This is a genomic window from Verrucosispora sp. SN26_14.1 (assembly GCF_004307965.1).
Classification (GTDB): domain Bacteria; phylum Actinomycetota; class Actinomycetes; order Mycobacteriales; family Micromonosporaceae; genus Micromonospora.
In genome coordinates, this window is record NZ_SISL01000079.1 from 1 (window position 1) to 17879 (window position 17879).

Below are 17879 nucleotides of genomic sequence, written 5' to 3' on the forward strand. Positions count from 1 at the left end.
GCGCCGAGGACGCCTCCGACGTGGCGGCGCCCGCCGCCGACCTGGCCCGGCGAGACAAGATCGACTCGACCCGCAAGGCCGACCCGCTCGCCCAGGCCCCCGACGCCGTGGTGCTGGACACCACCGAGTTGGGCATCGACGAGGTCGTGGCGAAGCTGCGGGCGCTGCTCGCCGAGCGGAACGTGGCGTGACCGGGCGCGACAACCTGCCGGGTCTGCCGGCGATCGGACCATCCGGCGCGGTGGCGCGGGCGTTGCCCGCCACCGGCCAACGAAACGAGGCGTGGGCGTGACTGACAACGACGGTTGGGTGGAGCTGCGGGAACCGGACCTCGACATCGAGGAGCCGGCCGGTCCGCAGCCGGTGGTGGCCGTGGTCGGCCGCCCCAACGTCGGCAAGTCCACTCTGGTCAACCGGATCATCGGGCGTCGCCAGGCGGTCGTCGAGGACGTGCCCGGCGTGACCCGGGACCGGGTCCCGTACGACGCGCAGTGGTCCGGTCGGACCTTCACCGTGGTGGACACCGGCGGCTGGGAACCGGACGCGAAGGACCGGGCGGCGGCCATCGCCGCGCAGGCCGAGACGGCCGTGTTCACCGCCGACGTGGTGATCTTCGTGGTCGACGCGACGGTGGGCTCCACCGACGTCGACGAGGCGGCGGTCAAGATGCTGCGCCGCAGTGCCAAGCCGGTCATCCTGGTGGCCAACAAGGCCGACAACACCAACATCGAGCTGGAGGCCACCTCTCTGTGGTCGCTCGGCCTCGGCGAGCCGCACCCGATCTCGGCCCTGCACGGTCGAGGCTCCGGTGACCTGCTCGACAAGATCCTGGAGGCGCTGCCCGAGGCGCCGAAGATCGTGGAGAACCGCCCGCGCGGCCCGCGCCGGGTCGCGCTGGTCGGTCGGCCCAACGTCGGCAAGTCCAGCCTGCTGAACCGCTTCTCCGGCGAGGAACGCGCCGTGGTCGACGCGGTCGCCGGCACCACCGTCGACCCGGTCGACAGCCTGGTCACCATCGGCGGCGACACCTGGCACCTGGTGGACACCGCCGGCCTGCGCAAGCGGGTCGGCAAGGCCAGCGGCACCGAGTACTACGCCAGCCTGCGGACCGCCTCGGCGATCGAGGCGGCCGAGGTGGCGGTGGTGCTGCTCGACTCCAGTGAGCCGATCAGCGAGCAGGACCAGCGCATCCTGACCATGGTCACCGAGGCCGGGCGGGCACTCGTCATCGCCTTCAACAAGTGGGACCTGGTCGACGCCGACCGTCGGTACTACCTGGACAAGGAGATCGACCGGGAACTGCGCCGCATCCCGTGGGCGATCCGGCTGAACCTGTCGGCACAGACCGGACGGGCCGTCGACAAGCTCGCCGCCTCCCTGCACCGGGCCCTGGCGAGCTGGGAGACCCGGATCCCGACCGCGCAGCTCAACGCGTGGCTCACCGCCCTGGTGCAGGCCACCCCGCACCCGGTACGCGGGGGACGGGCCCCCCGCATCCTGTTCGCCACCCAGGCCGGGGTCGCCCCGCCGCGCTTCGTGCTCTTCACCACCGGCCCGCTGGACGCCGGCTACCAGCGCTTCGTGGAACGCAAGCTCCGCGAGGAGTTCGGCTTCGAGGGCAGCCCCATCGAGATCTCGGTACGCCCCCGCAAGAAGCTCGGCCCCGGCGGCCGAGGCAAGGCCCACGGCTGACCCACACCCCACCCTCCTAGGACGCTCTAGGGGTGGTGGGGGTGGTCACGATCGTGGGGAGGGGGCTGTGCGGCGCAGAGGAGAAGCTGCGCTAAGCTGAACCGGCTGTCGCGGGCAGGACGACGCGAAAGCATCGGGACGTGGCGCAGTTTGGTAGCGCACTTGACTGGGGGTCAAGGGGTCGTCGGTTCGAATCCGGCCGTCCCGACGCAGGTCAGAGGGCTGATCCGGAAATCGGGTCGGCCCTTCCGGCGTTCTGGGGACCACGCCGGTCAAGTGGGTCACCCGGCAGCGCTCCTTGACCGCTCGTCAAAGCGCTGAGCGTTGGCACGTCACCACTCTTGCCTCCGACCCGTCTGTCGCACCCGTCAGTGCCACGCGCGCAGGTCGTTGATCTGGCCGCCGTCTAACGTGGGCGGTGCGAGCTTCCTCTGCCCTGCGGCGGAGTTCAGCGCAGCGCGAGGAGCCGCATTCCGGTACGGATCAGGACGACCGTGCCGCCGGCAGCCATGACCATGCCGATGCCGGGCATCAGTTGACCCCAGGCGCCGGTGCTGGCGCTGAGACTGATGAGGCGGGCAGCCTGCCAGCCGACGATGAGGGCCACGGTCACCCCGGGGATCAGGCTGTGCGCTATGGCCACCTTGCGGTACGGCAACAGGGCGCCGGCGATGGCGAGGAATCCCACGCTCAGCGTCCACAGACCTGGACCTGCCGCGCCGTTGATCGAACCGAACGGCGTGATGACCCAGGGCAGCACCGAGCCGACGAGCACGAGCAGGCCACCGACGAGCATGCCGAGGCTGCCGGCGTGGAGGATGCGGCGGCGGACCGGAGCGGCGGGGGATGCGGTGTCTGCCATCACCGGATGGTAGGTGCTCAGTGTTCGTTCACCGAGCGGCTGATCGGTGAACGGCCGGAGCGCGTCGGTGGACGGTCCGCCGGGCAGCACGAACAGGAGCAAACCGGACGGCGATCGATGCTCACGCGTACCGTTCGACCGCTCGTCGCCTGTCAGGGACCGCTCACCGCCCCGAGGGCCCACCCCGCAGATCACCTATTGCCCGACGCGCGCGGGTCGCGTTCGCTTTCCCAAACCTGAGGGTGTGATCGACCGCACATCCCGTGGCTGGGATTGCTACCGGGGTGTGGATCGGGCCGCGGCACCACCACCGCGACCTCGCGGTCGGCGTGCCGCAGCCACTCGCTGGAGCCGGTTCCGTACCGACTAGGAGGGCACCACACATGACCGAGGTAACCCCAGACCAGACGGGTGGTGGCGGTGAGCCACCACCGTCGCCACCTCCGGCATCGCCGGACAACGGCTGGCGCAGAGAATATTGGAGCCGGAACCTCCGGCTCATGGTCATCCTGTTGGCCATCTGGTTCATCGTCTCGTTCGGGTTCGGCGTTCTGCTGGTCGAACCGTTGAACGAGATCGTCATCGCCGGCTTCCCGCTCGGCTTCTGGTTCGCCCAACAAGGATCGATCTATGTCTTCGTGGTCCTGATCTTCGTGTACGCGAAGATGATGGACCGTCTCGACCGCCAGTTCGGTGTCGACGAGCAGGAGACCGAGGGGGCGGCGTCGTGAGCCAGATCCAACTCTGGACCCTCATCTTCATCGGCGCCTCGTTCGCCGTGTACCTCTACATCGCCTGGCGCAGCCGGGTGAAGGAGACCGCCGGCTTCTATGTGGCCGGTCAGGGGATCCCCACCATCGCCAACGGTGCCGCTGTCGCGGCCGACTGGATGTCCGCGGCCTCGTTCATCTCGATGGCCGGCCTGATCGCCTTCCTCGGCTCGGACGGTTCCATCTATCTGATGGGCTGGACCGGCGGTTATGTGCTGCTGGCCCTGCTGATTGCGCCCTACCTGCGCAAGTGGGGCAAGTTCACCGTGCCCGAGTTCGTCGGTGACCGCTACTCGGAGCTGGTCCGCACCGTCGCCGCCGTGGCCGCCATCATCATCTCGTTCACCTATGTGGTCGGGCAGATGCGCGGTGGCGGCATCGTGTTCAGCCGATTCCTCGGCCTCGACGTCACCGGTGGTGTCATCGTCGCCGCTGTGATCATCGGCCTGTACGCGGTGCTCGGCGGCATGAAGGGCATCACCTGGACCCAGGTGGCCCAGTACTCGGTGCTGATCGTCGCCTATCTGATCCCTGCGGTGGCGGTGGCCCAGCAGATGACCGGCATCCCGATCCCGCAGGTGTCCTTCGGGCAGATCCTCGACGAGCTCAACGCGATCAGCCTGGAGCTGGGGATGGCCCAGTTCACCGACGCGTTCGCGGCGCGGCCGCAGATCGACGTGTTCCTGGTGACCATGTCGCTGATGATCGGCACCGCCGGCCTGCCGCACGTGATCGTTCGCTTCTACACCACGAAGAGCGTGCGCGGAGCCCGCTACTCGGCGTTCTGGGCACTGCTGTTCATCGCCCTGCTCTACACCACGGCTCCGGCCGTCGGCGCGTTCACCAAGTTGAACCTGTTGCAGGGCGTCAACGGCGTGTCGGCCGACGCGTTGCCCGCCTGGGTGGACAACTGGGCGGCGACCGGCCTGGTCACCGTCGGGGATGGCGTGACGACGATCGGATCGGTCAGCAACAATCCCGCCTCCGGCGCGGACCTGATCGTCAACAACGACATCCTGGTGTTGGCCAGCCCGGAGATCGCCGGCCTGCCGGCCCCGATCGTGGGTCTGGTCGCCGCTGGTGGCCTGGCCGCCGCGATGTCCACCGCTGCCGGACTGCTGCTGGTCATCTCCTCGTCGTTCTCGCACGACCTCTACTTCCGCCGGGTCAAGCGGGACTCGACCGACAAGCAGCGGCTGCTGGCCGGTCGGATCGCGATGGGTCTGGCGGTGCTGATCTCGATCTACGCCGGAATCAACCCGCCTGCCTTCGTGGCCCAGGTGGTGGCGTTCGCGTTCGGCCTGGCGGCGGCGAGCTTCTTCCCGGTCATCGTGCTCGGCATCTTCTGGAAGAGATGCAACTCGGCGGGTGCGGCAGCCGGCATGATCACCGGCATGGTGTTCACCGCCACCTACATGATCTATACGTTGCCGGTGTTCGGCACCGCGGCCAACCCGCACATCCTCGACATCAGCCCGGAGGGCATCGGCACCATCGGTGCCATCGTCAACTTCATCGTGACGATCGTGGTGTCGAAGATGACGGCGCCGCCACGGGACGAGATCGCGGAGATGGTGGAGAACATCCGCTACCCGTCCGAGCGTCGCCCCGTGGCTGCCGGCAACGTCACCGGAACGCCCTGACCCGAATCATCCACATCGGCACCCCACCGGTCGCCGGCCCCACACAGGTGGGGGCCGGCGACCGGTGAGCATCCACGAACGATCGGCGCACTCGACCTCAGCCGCCCGGTCCACGGCCCGGGTCAGCGATCGAGTTGGAGCCGGGCCCAGGCGGTGATGGTCAGTGCGGCGAAGATTGCCGGTACGACCGTGACCAGGGCGAGTTGTGCGGGGCTCACGGCGTCGGGTCGTAGCGCCCACAGGGCGGGTGCGGCGATGGGGAACCATGCTCCGGTACCGGCGATGGCGGTGACCTGTGCGGTGACGATCAGCCCGATGGTGGTGGCGATGCCGGGCAGCAGTCCTCGTCCGAGTGTCGCCGCCCACGCGGCCGGGGTGGCGACGAGGGCCGACGAGACGGTGAGCACGAGTTGTCGCCCGAGAGCCGCGCTGACGTCGGTGTTCCAGGCGCCCAGGCCGAGAAGCGTCCCGGTCAGCGCGATCGCGGCGGTCAACGCGATGGCCACCAGTGCCGTCCAGAACAGGTGCGACAGCAGCTTGGCCGCGACGAGGACCGGTCGGGAGACGGGCTGGGCGAACAGGCCGGTGACGGTGGCGTCGCTGAATTCGCGGCCGACGAGCCAGCTCAGGGCGACGCCGAAGGCGAGCAGACCGCCGGCGGCGGTGATCTGCGCGGCGACGCCGGTCAGCAGGGCCCATCCGGTGGCGTCGGCCAGTGGACCGAGCTGCGCGATGACCTGGTCGTTTCCGCTGCGGGCCGCGTGGATGAGCGCGCTGGTCAGGATGGTGATGCCGGCGACGAGCAGGACGGTGGTGGTGCGGATGACCCTTGAGGCCGCCAGTTTGTGGAGTTCGACGTCGAGTGCGGCGGTGAGGGCGGGAGTCATCGCGGGTGGTCCTGTTCGTGCTGGTAGACGAGGGCGAAGAAGGTGCGTTCCAGGTCGGCGGTGTCGGGTTCGAGGGTGCCGATGAGCCGCCCGCGGTTGACGACGGAGATGCGGTTCGCGATGCGGGCCACCTCGTCGAGGTGGTGGCTGGAGACCAGGATCCCGGCACCGGCTTCGGCCCGTCGGGACAGGACGGTGCGCAGCCGGATCACGCCGGCCGGGTCGAGGGCGTTGGTGGGTTCGTCGAGGACGATCAGGTGAGGGTGGTGCTGTGTCGCGGCGGCGAGACCGAGGCGCTGCCGGTTGCCCTGCGACAGCCGTCGGGTGGTGATGGTGGCGTACCGGGTCAGGTCGAGTTCGGTCATGGCGTGTTCGGCCAGGCCGGCGGCTTCTGCGGCGGGTCGGCGGCGGAGGCGTGCGGCGAGCCGCAGGTTGGTCCGGACGTCGAGTTCGGGGTAGGCGAAGGGGTGTTCGACGAGATGGCCGACCCGGGCCCAGTCGTCGGCGGTGAGCTGGGTCAGGTGACGGCCGTTGATCTGGCAGGTGCCGGTGGTGGGGTGCAGCATGCCGAGGATCAGACGCATGAGGGTCGTCTTGCCGGCGCCGTTGAGACCGACGAGGGCGTGGATCTCGCCGGGGTGCACGGTGAGGTCGATGCCGAACACGCCCGCGCCGTCGCCGAAGTCGTGGGCCAGGGCGGTGGTCGTGAGTCGTTCAGTCATGGCGGGTGCCCTCGACGGTGTCCAGGGCGACGCTGATGGCGTCGGTGAGGCTGGTGGGCGGCGTAGCCGTCGCCCATTCCAGGAGGGCGCAGGTCAGTGCCGCGAGAGCGACGGCGGCGGCGACCCGGGCGGGTAACGTCGGGACGCCGTCGGTGATGAGTCGGTCGGCGATGGCCGTCTCGGTGGCCGCAGTGGTGCGTGTCATGCCGGCGCGCAGGGTCGGGGAGTGGGCCACGATCCGGACGCGGCGTCGTGTGGTCTCGTCCGCCAGGTCGTCCAGGCGCGTCAGCGCTGCGCGCAGACCGCGCGTGACCCGGTGCAGCGGTGGCAGTGTGTCCGGTTGCCCGGCCACTGCCTCGGCGATCAGGGGGTCGTACGGGTCGTCGAGGACGACCATCTCCTTGCTGGTGAAGTAGCGGAAGAACGTCATCTCCGAGACCCGGGCGCGGGCGGCGATCTGGGCGACGGTGGTGCCCTCGAATCCCTGTAGTTCGAACAGGTCCAGGGCGTGGCTGACCAGGCGGTGACGGGTGTCGGCCCGTTTGCCGTGCAGGGGTGGTTGCCTCACCCGTCGAATGTTAGTCACTAACATTCCGCGAGTCCAGGCATCCGAACCGCAACGGCGGGTGGAGTGATCATGGCGGCGCGGGGAAGCCGGGGAGGGCGTGTCTGTCGGCGATCGGCCCCGACAGGCATCACGCGTGACGGAGGCCCGGTTCATGGCGGAAGTGCATCGAGACCCTCCTTCGCCCCGGTATGGCAGGTTCCGGCGATGGGTGTCGTTGGAGACCACGAGTGGGGCGCTGCTCCTCGTGGCGGCCGTCGCGGCGCTGGTGGTGGCGAACTCGCCGTGGCGCGGGGCCTACGCCAGCCTCTCCGCAGCGAGGATCGGGCCGTCCGACCTGCATCTGGATCTGTCCGTGTCGGCGTGGGCGGCCGACGGGCTGCTCGCGATCTTCTTCTTCGTGGTGGGTGTGGAGCTCAAGCAGGAGATCGTCGCCGGGAGTCTGCGCCGGCTCGGCGAGGCGGCGGTGCCGGTGCTCGCTGCGGTCGGCGGGATGCTGGCTCCGGCCGTGGTCTTCGTGGTGGTGGTCGTGGCGCGGGGCGACCCGGCGGCGTTACGCGGCTGGGCGATTCCGACCGCCACGGACATCGCGTTCGCGTTGGCCGTCCTGGCGATCTTCGGTCGGGGTCTACCCGTCGCGCTCCGCACGTTCCTGCTGACCCTGGCGGTGGTCGACGACCTGTTGGCGATCATCGTGATCGCCGTGTTCTACAGCGGCGATCTCGACGGGCTCGCTCTCGTGCTCTCGTTCGCCGCGGTGGCACTGTTCGCGGTGGTTGCCCGGTCGAGACGACCGAGCTGGTGGCTGTTGCTGCCGGCGGCGGCGCTGGCGTGGGGTTTCATGCACGCGTCGGGGGTGCACGCGACCATTGCCGGGGTGCTGCTCGGGCTCTGCGTGACGGTCCGGCCGGTCTTCGGCGAGCCCGAGGGTCGGGCCCACCGGTTCGAGCAGGCCGTGCGTCCCGTCTCGTCCGGCTTCGCGTTGCCGGTGTTCGCGTTCTTCGCCGCAGGCGTCACGCTCGTCGACGGCGAGGGCATCGGGGTCCTGTTCGCCCAGCCGGTGCTCCTGGCGATCGTGCTCGCCCTGGTGGTCGGCAAACTCCTCGGCGTGCTCGGGGTCACGGCGTTGGTCACGCGGTTCACCGGTCTGCGGTTGCCGGATGCGATCGGGGTACGTGACCTGTTGCCGATCGGGTTCCTCACCGGCATCGGGTTCACCGTCTCGTTGCTCATCTCGGAGCTGTCGTTCCCCGATGCCGTGCACACCGACGGTGCGACGGTCGGCGTGCTGGCCGGTACGCTGCTCGCCGCCTTCCTCGCCGCGCTCACCCTGCGGTGGGACGCCCGTAGGGCGCGGGAGCGGGACATGAACAGGGACGGTGTCGTCGACAGCGACACCCGTCCGATCCGCGATCCCGCCGAGGAGGAACCCGGCCCGGGGTTCGGGAGCCGATGAGCACAGCGCCGGCCCCGCACGCACGGACCCGCCGCGGGTCGTGCTACTGGCCGACCAGAAGTCGCATCAGCAACGCCATGAGGGCCACGAACAGCACGGCGCCGGCGAGGACGAGGATTCCGCCGTTGGCGTCACACCATTGGCTCCATCGGGAGGGCATCACTGTCACCCGTTCCTTTCCGGCTGATCGGTGATCTCGCCAGGGTCGGTGTTGCTGCTGAATCGGTGACCGGACAGCACGGCGGACCGGGCGATCACCATGCCGCCGACGGCCGAGGTGGCCAGTTGCAGCACGATGGCGATGATCGCCTTGACCGTGTTCGACAGGTGGGGGTCGAGGAAAGCCGCTCCGGCGACGATGAACGTGACGCCGAGCCCGGCGGCGGTGGCCACTGCCGAGGTGCGGGTGTAGGGGTCGGGCAGGCGGTGCAGTCCGATGGCCGCGGCGACGAAGATGGCCGCGCCGAGGAGTGCGAGGACCTGTCCCACGATCTCCAGGATCATCGGCGTCCGTTCGCGATCGCGCGGGCCAACGAGACGGCGGCGAGGAACGCCACCAGGGTGGCGACCAGGACCAGGTCGAAGGTGCCGTGGCGGTGGGCGCGTACGCCGATCAGTGCGATGAGACCGATGACGGCGAAGGTGAGCAGGTCGGCGGCGATGGCCCGATCGGCGGGGGTGGGTCCACGGGCGATGCGGTAGGCCGACACGAGGAAGGCGAATCCGCAGCCGGCGATGGCGATGTCCAGAAGGATCATGGTCGGTCTCCGAGGCTCAAGGCGAGCAGCATGCGTCGTTCCATGTCGCGAAGGTCGGCCAGGGCGCTCTCGGTGTCCTGGTGGTACATGGAGTGCACGAGCAGCGCCTGACCGTCCTGGTCGTGGGCGACCACGCCGAGGGTGAGGGTTCCGGGCGTGAGGGTGATGAGCACCCCGATGAGCGCCACGTGCAGGTCGGTGCGGGAGTCCAGCGGCATGCGCACCACACGGGGGGTGGTGGTCAGGCCCGGCGTCAGGATGTCGACCAGGACCGTCCAGGAGGACTGGACGATCTGGCCGGCGAACCAGAGCGTGAACAGCACGAGCCGGATCGGAAGGGTGAGTACGCGTGTCATCGCCGCACCGCCTCGAGGTAGGAGGAGGTGTCGAGCAGGCCGTCGGCGGCGGTGGAGGCCAGGCCGAGCAGGAACTCCCCGCCGAGGCCGAGGCAGACGGTGACGGCCGCCAGGATCGCGGCCGGTACGACCAGGCTGGTCTTCACCGTGGTGCGCTCGGCGGTGAGCAGTTGTCCGGTGCCGGCGGCCGGGTCGTCGGGACTGTCCGGTGGGGGAGACGCGGCGAACACCGCGTTCCAGATCTTCAACATGGACAGCAGCGTGATCAGGCTGACCGCGAGCGTGATCGCGACCACCGCCAGGTGGCCCGCGTCGGCGGCGGCCATGATGAGGGTCAGTTTGGCCACGAACCCCGACAGCGGTGGCAGGCCGGCCAACGACAGCGCGGCGAGACCGAAGCTGACCGCCAGCACGGGTTCGCGGCGGACGATTCCCCGGAGCCGGTCGAGTCGGCCGGTGCCGTAGTGGGTCTCTATCGCGCCGGTGGACAGGAACAGCGAGGCTTTGACGATCATGTGGTGCAGCAGGTAGAAGATCCCGGCGGTCAGTCCGGCGGGCGTGAACAGGGCCACTCCGAGCAGGATGTAGCCGATCTGGCTGACCATGTGGAAGGCGAGGATCGAGCGCATGGTGTCCGCGCCGACCGCGGCCAGCACGCCGACGAGCATCGTCGCGCTGAACACGACCAGGCCGATCCACAGGTAGCGCTGGTCCCCGTCGAACACCACGGCGTAGATGCGGTAGATCGCGTAGATCGCCACCTTGGTGTGCAGGCCGGAGAAGAGGGCGGTCACCGCCGGGGAGGTCGAGGGGTAGGCGCGGCCCAACCAGCCGTAGGTCGGCACCACCGCCGCCTTCATCGCCAGCGCGAACAGGCAGATCGCGGTCGCGGCCGCCACCAGCGGTGAGTCGGCGGCGGCGCCGGCGAGTTCGGCGAGGTTGACGGTGCCGGCCGTGCCGTAGAGCAGCGCGATCCCGGCGAGGAGGACGGTGGAGACGAAGAGGTTGAACGTGACGTACAACCGGGAGCCGCCCACCGCCGCCGGGTGGCCCTGCTGCCGCCGGGCGAGGATGAACAGCCCGTACGACGGCAGCAGCATGACCTCGATGAAGACGAAGAGGTTGAACACGTCGGCGGTGAGCAGCGCGCCGTTGACGCCGGCGGTCAGGGCCAGCACGAGCGGTGCGAACAGGCGCAGCCGTCCGGTGCCGCTGGCGAGCGCGAACAGGACACACACCAGGGTGAGGAGCCCGGTGACGGTCACCATGAGCGCCGCGAGGGTGTCGGCGACGAACGGGATCGCGATGCCGGACGTCCAGCCGCCCACGCCATGGGCGAGAACGGTGCCGTCACGGGTCGTGGTGACCAGGGCGACACCGGCCGCCAGGTTGGCGGCGAGCACGGTGACCAGCAGCCGGATCGGCCATCGGGTGTCGGCACGCGCGAAGGCGGTGATTCCGGTCCCGGCGAGCGGGACCGCGACGAGAAGCGTCAGCAGCGTACCGGTCACGACGTCACCTCCTGCCGGTCGCGGGGCTCGCCGGTGCGGTCGTGCCCGGTGCTCGTGGTCGCCGCTCCGGTCGGCCTCTCGGGATCGTCGGGTTGCGGCGCCTCGGTCGACTGGTCACCCGACGGTCGGGGCCGACCGGTGACGGCCAGGACGAGCAGGTAGATCGTGATCGCGAAGGCGATCACGATGGCGGTCAGCACGAACGCCTGCGGCAGCGGATCTGCCGTGGTCGCCGGATCCGGGTCCGGCCCGAGCGGCTCACCGCGCCGGTTGATGCCCCCGGCGCTGAACAGCAGCAGGTTGACGGCGTGGCTGAGCAGGACGAAGCCCAGCACGACGCGGAGGAAGTCGCGTTGCAGCAGGAGGTAGACCGCTGCGGTGACGAGCGCTCCGACGGTCAGCGCGAGAATCACGGCGTGGCCCCCTCGGTCTGGCGGGCGTCGGCCCGCGTGTCGGTGTGGGGCTGGTGCGGTGGCGTCGGCGGTCGTCGGCCGGGTGTGTCGGTCGAGGCGGCGCCGAGCAGGCGTAGCGCCGCCAGGATCACCCCGAACACCGCCAGGTACACGCCGACGTCGAAGACGAGGGCGGTGGTCAGCTTCACGCCGAGAACCTCGGCGTGCAACGGCCGCAGGAACGAGCCGTCGACCAGGCCCAGCGCGCCGGTGCCGACCGCCACCAGGATGCCGGCGCCGGCGATGGCCAGGAAGGGCCGCTGGAGCATGCGGGTACGGGCGGAGGACGCCGACAGGTACGCCAGCGCCAGCGCACAGGTCCCCAGCAGGGCGGCGATGAACCCGCCGCCTGGTGCGGTGTGGCCCCGCAGGAGCGCGTAGAGCGAGCCGAGCAGCATCAGCGGGACCAGGAAACGGTCGAGCACGGTTAGGAACACGGCGTTGCGCTGCGGATCGGACAACGGGTTGTCGACCTGCGGCTCCGACGTGCCCCCGACGGCCGGGTGGGCGGTGAGCAGGGCGCTCACCGCCATCGCCGCGACGGCGACGACGACGAGTTCACCGAAGGTGTCCAGGGCGCGGAAGTCCACCAGGATGGTGTTGACGATGTTGGTGCCGCCGGTGAGGGTCTGCGCCTCGCGGATGAAGTGTTCCCCGGCCGGGGAGAGCGAGCGGTGTCCGGTGAACGCCAGCGTCGCCAGGGTGGCGGTGGTCCCGGCGGCGAGGGCGGCTGCGGCGGCCAGCACCGAGCGCCTGGTGCCGACGGCAGCGAAGCGGGGACGCATACGACGGAGCACCAACACCATGATCACGACGGTGAGGATCTCGACCAGCAGTTGCGTCAACGCCACGTCGGAGGCGCCGAGCACGAAGAACCACATGGCGACGGAGAACCCCACGACGCCGGTGGCGATGACCGCGGTCAGGCGTACCCGGGCGCGGACCACCGTGACGATCCCGACCATCATGACCACCAGTAGTCCCACGTCGATCGCGTGCGGGCGCAGGGTGGGCGGTGCTCCCGGCCACCCGGCGACCACCCCGAGGCCGGCCAGTCCGAGCAGTACGACCGGCGCCGCCATGTGGGCGGCGGGGGCGTCGTTGCGGGTCAACGCACCGACCCGGCGACCGAACGCGATGGTGTTGTCGTGCAGGGCCTGGACCGCCCGTACCCCTGAGCCGGGGAACAGCGCCCGGTCCAGGAGCCGGTCGGTGTGGCCGCGCCACACCGTCAGGAGCACCCCGGCCGCGATCGCGAGCACCGACAGCATCAGCGGCCCGCCGAAGCCGTGCCACAGGTAGACGCCGCCGATCTCGGAGAGTGTGGTGCCGGCGGTCGCCGCCGCCGCGCCGCGCACGAGATCGGCGAGCAGCCAGCCGGCGACTCCGAAGACGGTGCCGGCGAGTGCGGTGAGGCTGATCGCGGCGGACATCGACGCGGTCGGACGCCAGGGCCGGACCTCCGGGGCGGGGCCGGGGAGGAGGGTGAGGATCACCCGGGCGCTGTAGGCGACGGTCAGCACCGCACCGGCGGCGGCGACCAGCGCCACCAGCCAGCCGATCGCCGGTGCGGCGGGTGCGTCGAGCATGGCCTCGAAGATCATCTCCTTGCTGATGAACCCGAGGGTCGGCACGATTCCGGCCATGCTGGCCACGGCGAGTGTGATCATCGCGGCGGCCCACGGCATGGACCGGGCCAGGCCACGGAGGCGGCGCAGGTCGCGGGTGCCGGTCAGCCGTTCCATCAGCCCGACGTGCATGAACGCCGCCGACTTGAACAACGCGTGCGCGGCGATGTGCACGCTGGCGGCCAGCATCGCCTCGGTGGTGCCGATGCCGATCACCGCGACCAGCAACCCGAGTTGGCTGACCGTCGAGTACGCCAGCAGTTCCTTCATGTCGTGCCGTTGCAGCGCGAACAGCGCGCCCATCACGGCGGTGAGCAGGCCGACGGTGACCAGCAGGACCGGCCAGACCGGCGCGTGCGATGCCGCACCGGCGAAGAGCATCAGCAGGTAGATGCCCGCCTTGACCATCGCGGCGGCGTGCAGGTAGGCGCTGACCGGTGCGGGTGCGACCATCGCGTCGGCCAGCCACGCGTGGAACGGGAACTGGGCGGCCTTGGTCATCGCCGCCACCGCGACCAGCACCGCCACCGTGGTGCCGAAAGCCGCGTCGGCGGCCCACGCCGGATGCGCGAGGGCGGCGGTCAGGTCGGTGGTGCCCGTGCGGGCCGCGACGAGCGCCACGGCACCCAGCAGCGACAGCCCGCCGGCCACCGTCACCAGCAACGTGCGGGTCGCCGGTGGTCCGGCGGTGGGGCCGGACCGGGCGATCAGCAGGTACGAGCAGACGGTGGTCAGCTCCCAGGCCACCCAGAGCACGACCAGGTCGTCGGCCAGCACCAGCAGCAGCATCGCCGCGGCGAATCCGGTCATCAGGGTGTAGAAGCCGGTCGGCCGCCGATCGGTGAGGTACGACGTCGAATAGACCATGATCACGGCGCCGATCCCGAGGACCAGCACCGCGAAGAGCATCGAGAGCCCGTCGAGCCGCAGTCGCAGCGCCACGTCGACCGTCGGCATCCACGACACGGTCTCGGACACGGTCCGTGCACCCGCGCCGGCCTGGATCAGTACGCCGACGGCCAGCAGCAACCCGCCGCCCAGGGCCCAGCCGGCCTGTCGGCCGAGCAGGCGGGTGAGGACGGGGACCAGCGGCACGGATACCGCGACGACGAGCAGAGCCAGGGTCAGTGGCATGGCACGGCCCTGGTCCGGGCGATGGATACGCGTGATCTCAGCGTGGGGGTGACAAGGTGCACGGGGTCTCTTTCGGGGTCGGCTCGACTATCGCCGACCAGGCTTCCCGGCACACCTGCCACCCAGCCTAGTACACGTCTTCCCTGCTGAGCGAACCCAGCAGGGCGAGATCAATGCCTCATCGACCTGTCCGAACCCCGCCGTCGACGGTGCCGGGAGCGGTCGGCGGGCGAGAGCCGTATCGTCCGCGCAACCTGCCGAACGCCTCGGCCCTGGCCGTTTCGCCCGCCACGATGATGGTGTCGTCGCTGCCGATCCCGACCACCGCGCGGTCGAACTGGTGGTGAACAGCGCCTCGACGAAAGTGGCCCGCCCCGGCCCGGGGTGCGCGGCGGGCAGCATCAACGCCCCGGTACCACCTTCTGCCGGTTGCCCTTGGAGTAGGTGCGGCCCTTCTTGCTCGGGTCCAGGTCGAAGCGTTGGCACAGTTCGTCGCGGCGGACCGGGTCGGCACCGCCGCGCAGCCGGGCGAACAGGTCGATCGCCTCGCCGCCGGTGAGGTTCGGCCACAGTTCCACATCGCCGGGGACGTACGCGAGCCGACGGTGCAGGGACACCGCGTCCGCCCACGGGTCGCCGCCGAGCAGCCGGGCCTGGCCTTCGTCGGCGCGCAGCAGGCCCAGCAGGATCCGGATGGTGGTGGACTTGCCGGCGCCGTTGGGGCCGAGGAAGCCGTGCAGGTCCAGCCCGTCCAACGCGCGGGTGCGGCCGAAGGACTTGGTGACGTGTCGGATGTCGATGGCAGCAGTCATCGCGGGAGACCTCGTTCGAGGAAGGCCCGGCACACCGGGCCGGAACGGATGCCGCCGACCGGTGGGACCGGCGGTGGAAGGAGGGGCCACGCCCAGAGGGCAATGTGGTGACTACGGTGCAGCGGTGTCCGCGCCGGGGGCGGCAGGCGGATCCGGGACGTACATCAGGTACTCGTCGAGCATCGACCGGTCGACGAGCAGCCCTTCGGTGAACAATTCCAGGGCCGGCAACGTGAGATCGTCGATGTAGCGGCGGAACAGGGCCGCGAACTGGTCCGGGGCGGCATCGGCTCCGTGCAGGGTGAACCAGAGCACCATGCTGCCGGTGGCCTGGTAGGCCAGATACCGCGCACGGGCGGCGGGCTCCCGGCTGGGCTTGATCACACCGGCGGACTCGGACGTGGAGAGGTATTCCTCCGCGTCGGCGATCATGTGCTCGATGAGTGTGGCCGCCAGCTCACCACCGGCCTGCATGCTGCGCAGCAGGTATCGCACGATCGGCGCGTACTGCTCGACCTCCGCCAGTTGCGCCAACAGGGTCGTGCCGGTGCCGGCGGTCAGTGTCTTGGCCTTCTGCTCGCGCATCACGGTGAGCACCTGTTCGTCGCAGGCGCGACGCAGGCCGTCCTTCGAGCCGAAGTGATGAACGATCAGACCGGCGTCGGCGGCGATGGCGCGCAGCCCGGCACCGAATCCCTCCCGAGCGAAGCGGGAGATGGCGGCGTCACGGATACGGCTCGCGGTGGCCAACTCGCCCCGCGCCTTGCCGACATCACGTCGTCCGACGCCACGACACCAGATTAAACACCCGTTCAACGATCCCGCAATGGCCGTCCCGGGGCAGGGGACAGGCCATCGAGTGGACAGCTCTCGCCCACGGCGGGACTGCCTGACGTCGGCCGCCACCTGACGACGTCGTCGGGGCCATGGTGGGCAGGCGGAGTCGACGTGGACTCCCGCCATGATCTAGGCCACTGACGGTGCTGCCTGCGTTGGTTAGGGTGACCTCGCCGTGGTGCTCGGGAAGCCGGTGTGAAACCGGTGCGGCCCTCGCCACTGTGATCGGGATGCTGGAGGCCACCGCAAGGTCACTGGGCGTATGCCTGGGAAGGCCGGCCACCGGCGCACCACCCGTCAGCCAGGAGACCGGCCACGGCACCTGTACGACCCGTCCACGAGGTGCTGGAAGGTGGTCCCGCTATGCGGTTCCCTGCGTCCTGGCGCGTTGCCGCGCCGCTCTCCGTCATGCTCGCCCTGGTCGGCGGATGCTCCGCGACCGGCCACAGTGAGCCGACTGCCACGGCCCCCGCCGCAGGGCCGGTCTCGGTGACCAACTGCGGCACACCGGTCACGGTCCCGAGCCCTCCGGCGCGGGTGGTGACGATGAACCAGCCTGCCACCGAGATCATGCTGGCGCTCGGCCTGGAGGACCGGATGGCCGGCACCGCCTACCTCGACGACGAGGTGCTACCGGAGTACGCCGCCGCGTACGCGAAGGTGCCGGTGTTGGCCAAGGAGTACCCGTCGAAGGAGAAGCTGCTCGAACTGGAGCCCGACTTCGTCTACGCCTCCTTCGCGAGCGCGTTCGGCGACGAGGGGGCCGGTGACCGCGCCGACTGGCAGAACCTCGGCGTGGGCACGTACGTCTCCGCCGCCGGATGTCCGAAGGAGACGCGACCGGCGAAGCTGGCGATCGACGACGTGTTCACCGAGATCCGGGAGATCGCCACGATCTTCGGCGTCGCGGAGCGGGCCGAGACGCTGATCGCCGACCAGAAGCAGCGCATCGCGAACGTGTCGGCGGGCGCGAAGGGCACGCGGGTGCTCTGGTGGGACGGCGGCAACGACGCGCCCAGTGCCGGCGCCTGCTGTGGCGGCCCGGCGATGATCATGTCTGCGGCCGGGGTCACCAACGTCTTCGACGACCTGACCGGCAGTTGGGCCGACACCAACTGGGAGGCCGTCGTCGAGCGCAACCCCGACGTCATCGTGCTCGTCGACGCGAGCTGGGACACCGCCGCCGACAAGCAGGCGTTCCTCGAGAAGCACGCGGCGCTCAGGGACCTGCCGGCCGTCAAGGGCAAGCGGTACGTCACCCTGGCCTTCTCCTCCACCGCGGCCGGGGTGCGGAACGTGCTCGCCGTGGAGGCGCTGGCCCGGGGCGTCGGCGGGGTGAGCAGCTGACCACCGTCACCACCCGGCCGGCGCAGACTACTCCGGCGAAGCCGGTCCGAGCGGTGCGCATGGTGGCCGTGGTGGTCGTACTCGCGGGTGGCCTGGTGTTGTCGGTGGCCGCGGCCGTGACGGTGGGGCCCGCAGACCTGTCGCTGGGCACCGTGTGGCTGGTGATCACCGATCATCTCGGCCTGACGAGCGCCGACGTGCCGCTGCTGCGGGACCACATCGTGTGGGAACTGCGGCTGCCCAGGGTGCTGGGCGCCGCCGTGGTCGGGGCCGGCCTCGCGGCCTGCGGGGCGGTCATGCAGACCGTCACCCGCAATCCGCTCGCCGACCCGTACCTCCTGGGTGTCTCCTCGGGGGCGTCGCTGGGTGCCGTGGCCGTCCTGGTCCTGGGACTCGGCGCGGGTGCCGTGGCGCTCACCGGGGGCGCGTTCGTGGGGGCGCTCGCCG

At 70.3% G+C, this 17879-nt stretch carries 18 protein-coding genes, 1 tRNA gene, 1 pseudogene and 1 riboswitch; of the genes and pseudogenes, 8 read left to right on the top strand and 12 right to left on the bottom strand.

The window, feature by feature from the left end:
* The 3 genes from EYA84_RS10555 to EYA84_RS10565 form a co-directional block, all read left to right on the top strand.
* On the top strand, positions 1–191 hold a 191-nt coding region (locus EYA84_RS10555; RefSeq protein ID WP_201272352.1), incomplete at its 5' end, for a (d)CMP kinase.
* Positions 192–288: 97 nt separating this feature from the next.
* Positions 289–1692, top strand: a complete 1404-nt coding sequence (gene der, locus EYA84_RS10560) for a ribosome biogenesis GTPase Der (protein WP_387264316.1) — start codon at positions 289–291, stop codon at positions 1690–1692.
* Between the two features lie 134 nt (positions 1693–1826).
* Positions 1827–1900 (top strand) — tRNA-Pro (locus EYA84_RS10565).
* Positions 1901–2140: 240 nt separating this feature from the next.
* Here EYA84_RS10565 and EYA84_RS10570 read toward each other — a convergent pair.
* Complete coding sequence (locus EYA84_RS10570) at positions 2141–2644, bottom strand: hypothetical protein (RefSeq protein ID WP_201272353.1); 504 nt, start codon at positions 2642–2644, stop codon at positions 2141–2143.
* Positions 2645–2937: 293 nt separating this feature from the next.
* Between EYA84_RS10570 and EYA84_RS10575 the strand changes: the two genes are divergently transcribed.
* Together EYA84_RS10575 and EYA84_RS10580 are read left to right on the top strand one after the other, a co-directional pair.
* Positions 2938–3285, top strand: coding sequence for a DUF4212 domain-containing protein (locus tag EYA84_RS10575; protein WP_131052853.1), 348 nt, complete (start codon positions 2938–2940; stop codon positions 3283–3285).
* Positions 3282–4967: a sodium:solute symporter family protein gene (locus EYA84_RS10580; protein ID WP_131052854.1), complete on the top strand. Its 1686-nt coding sequence runs from the start codon at positions 3282–3284 to the stop codon at positions 4965–4967. The genes EYA84_RS10575 and EYA84_RS10580 overlap by 4 nt, the downstream gene beginning before the upstream one ends.
* A 122-nt stretch (positions 4968–5089) precedes the next feature.
* Here EYA84_RS10580 and EYA84_RS10585 read toward each other — a convergent pair whose 3' ends face one another.
* From EYA84_RS10585 to EYA84_RS10595, 3 genes are read right to left on the bottom strand one after another with little or no spacing between them, the layout of a single operon-like run.
* A complete protein-coding gene (locus EYA84_RS10585) occupies positions 5090–5854 on the bottom strand; it encodes an ABC transporter permease (protein ID WP_131052855.1) in 765 nt (254 codons plus the stop codon).
* Positions 5851–6576 (bottom strand): ABC transporter ATP-binding protein, encoded by a 726-nt coding sequence (locus tag EYA84_RS10590; RefSeq protein WP_131052856.1) that lies wholly within the window; start codon positions 6574–6576, stop codon positions 5851–5853. Before EYA84_RS10590 ends, EYA84_RS10585 begins: the two co-directional genes overlap by 4 nt.
* Positions 6569–7144 carry a TetR family transcriptional regulator gene (locus EYA84_RS10595; protein ID WP_236145696.1) on the bottom strand — a complete coding sequence of 192 codons (576 nt, stop codon included), beginning with the start codon at positions 7142–7144 and terminating at the stop codon, positions 6569–6571. The genes EYA84_RS10590 and EYA84_RS10595 overlap by 8 nt, the downstream gene beginning before the upstream one ends.
* A 208-nt stretch (positions 7145–7352) precedes the next feature.
* On the opposite strand from EYA84_RS10595, the gene nhaA reads away from it, so the two are divergent.
* Positions 7353–8597 (top strand): Na+/H+ antiporter NhaA, encoded by a 1245-nt coding sequence (gene nhaA, locus EYA84_RS10600; protein ID WP_236145697.1) that lies wholly within the window; start codon positions 7353–7355, stop codon positions 8595–8597.
* A gap of 165 nt (positions 8598–8762) precedes the next feature.
* Here nhaA and EYA84_RS10605 read toward each other — a convergent pair whose 3' ends face one another.
* The 8 genes and pseudogenes from EYA84_RS10605 to EYA84_RS33990 form a co-directional block, all read right to left on the bottom strand.
* A complete protein-coding gene (locus tag EYA84_RS10605) occupies positions 8763–9101 on the bottom strand; it encodes a monovalent cation/H(+) antiporter subunit G (protein ID WP_131052859.1) in 339 nt (112 codons plus the stop codon).
* The gene (locus EYA84_RS10610) at positions 9098–9355 is read right to left on the bottom strand and encodes a monovalent cation/H+ antiporter complex subunit F (RefSeq protein WP_131052860.1); all 258 of its coding nucleotides are present in this window, start codon (positions 9353–9355) and stop codon (positions 9098–9100) included. The genes EYA84_RS10605 and EYA84_RS10610 overlap by 4 nt, the downstream gene beginning before the upstream one ends.
* A complete protein-coding gene (locus EYA84_RS10615; RefSeq protein WP_131052861.1) occupies positions 9352–9711 on the bottom strand; it encodes a Na+/H+ antiporter subunit E in 360 nt (119 codons plus the stop codon). Before EYA84_RS10615 ends, EYA84_RS10610 begins: the two co-directional genes overlap by 4 nt.
* The gene (locus tag EYA84_RS10620; RefSeq protein ID WP_131052862.1) at positions 9708–11222 is read right to left on the bottom strand and encodes a monovalent cation/H+ antiporter subunit D family protein; all 1515 of its coding nucleotides are present in this window, start codon (positions 11220–11222) and stop codon (positions 9708–9710) included. Before EYA84_RS10620 ends, EYA84_RS10615 begins: the two co-directional genes overlap by 4 nt.
* Positions 11219–11635, bottom strand: coding sequence for a sodium:proton antiporter (locus EYA84_RS10625; RefSeq protein ID WP_131052863.1), 417 nt, complete (start codon positions 11633–11635; stop codon positions 11219–11221). The genes EYA84_RS10620 and EYA84_RS10625 overlap by 4 nt, the downstream gene beginning before the upstream one ends.
* On the bottom strand, positions 11632–14436 hold the full coding sequence (mbhE, locus tag EYA84_RS10630) for a hydrogen gas-evolving membrane-bound hydrogenase subunit E (protein ID WP_131052864.1): 2805 nt from the start codon (positions 14434–14436) through the stop codon (positions 11632–11634). The genes EYA84_RS10625 and mbhE overlap by 4 nt, the downstream gene beginning before the upstream one ends.
* A 416-nt stretch (positions 14437–14852) precedes the next feature.
* A pseudogene (locus EYA84_RS10635) lies at positions 14853–15248 on the bottom strand (ATP-binding cassette domain-containing protein); the annotation flags it as partial.
* 111 nt (positions 15249–15359) lie between these two features.
* Positions 15360–16211: a TetR/AcrR family transcriptional regulator gene (locus tag EYA84_RS33990; protein ID WP_343232767.1), complete on the bottom strand. Its 852-nt coding sequence runs from the start codon at positions 16209–16211 to the stop codon at positions 15360–15362.
* A 33-nt stretch (positions 16212–16244) separates the two neighbouring features.
* Positions 16245–16418, top strand: a riboswitch (cobalamin riboswitch).
* A 30-nt stretch (positions 16419–16448) separates the two neighbouring features.
* On the opposite strand from EYA84_RS33990, the gene EYA84_RS10645 reads away from it, so the two are divergent.
* Together EYA84_RS10645 and EYA84_RS10650 are read left to right on the top strand one after the other, a co-directional pair.
* Positions 16449–17432, top strand: coding sequence for an ABC transporter substrate-binding protein (locus EYA84_RS10645; protein WP_131052865.1), 984 nt, complete (start codon positions 16449–16451; stop codon positions 17430–17432).
* A gap of 71 nt (positions 17433–17503) precedes the next feature.
* Positions 17504–17879: iron chelate uptake ABC transporter family permease subunit (locus EYA84_RS10650; protein ID WP_275540798.1), on the top strand; the 376-nt coding region annotated here is incomplete at its 3' end.

Bases quoted from the DNA above. Each gene is read 5' to 3' on its own strand.
- EYA84_RS10615 (WP_131052861.1), bottom strand. From the start codon at position 9,711: ATGACACGCGTACTCACCCTTCCGATCCGGCTCGTGCTGTTCACGCTC.
- EYA84_RS10575 (WP_131052853.1), top strand. From the start codon at position 2,938: ATGACCGAGGTAACCCCAGACCAGACGGGTGGTGGCGGTGAGCCACCA.
- EYA84_RS10585 (WP_131052855.1), bottom strand. From the start codon at position 5,854: ATGACTCCCGCCCTCACCGCCGCACTCGACGTCGAACTCCACAAACTG.
- EYA84_RS10590 (WP_131052856.1), bottom strand. From the start codon at position 6,576: ATGACTGAACGACTCACGACCACCGCCCTGGCCCACGACTTCGGCGAC.
- EYA84_RS33990 (WP_343232767.1), bottom strand. From the start codon at position 16,211: ATGGCGGGAGTCCACGTCGACTCCGCCTGCCCACCATGGCCCCGACGA.
- EYA84_RS10645 (WP_131052865.1), top strand. From the start codon at position 16,449: ATGCGGTTCCCTGCGTCCTGGCGCGTTGCCGCGCCGCTCTCCGTCATG.
- EYA84_RS10610 (WP_131052860.1), bottom strand. From the start codon at position 9,355: ATGATCCTTCTGGACATCGCCATCGCCGGCTGCGGATTCGCCTTCCTC.
- EYA84_RS10605 (WP_131052859.1), bottom strand. From the start codon at position 9,101: ATGATCCTGGAGATCGTGGGACAGGTCCTCGCACTCCTCGGCGCGGCC.
- mbhE (WP_131052864.1), bottom strand. From the start codon at position 14,436: ATGCCACTGACCCTGGCTCTGCTCGTCGTCGCGGTATCCGTGCCGCTG.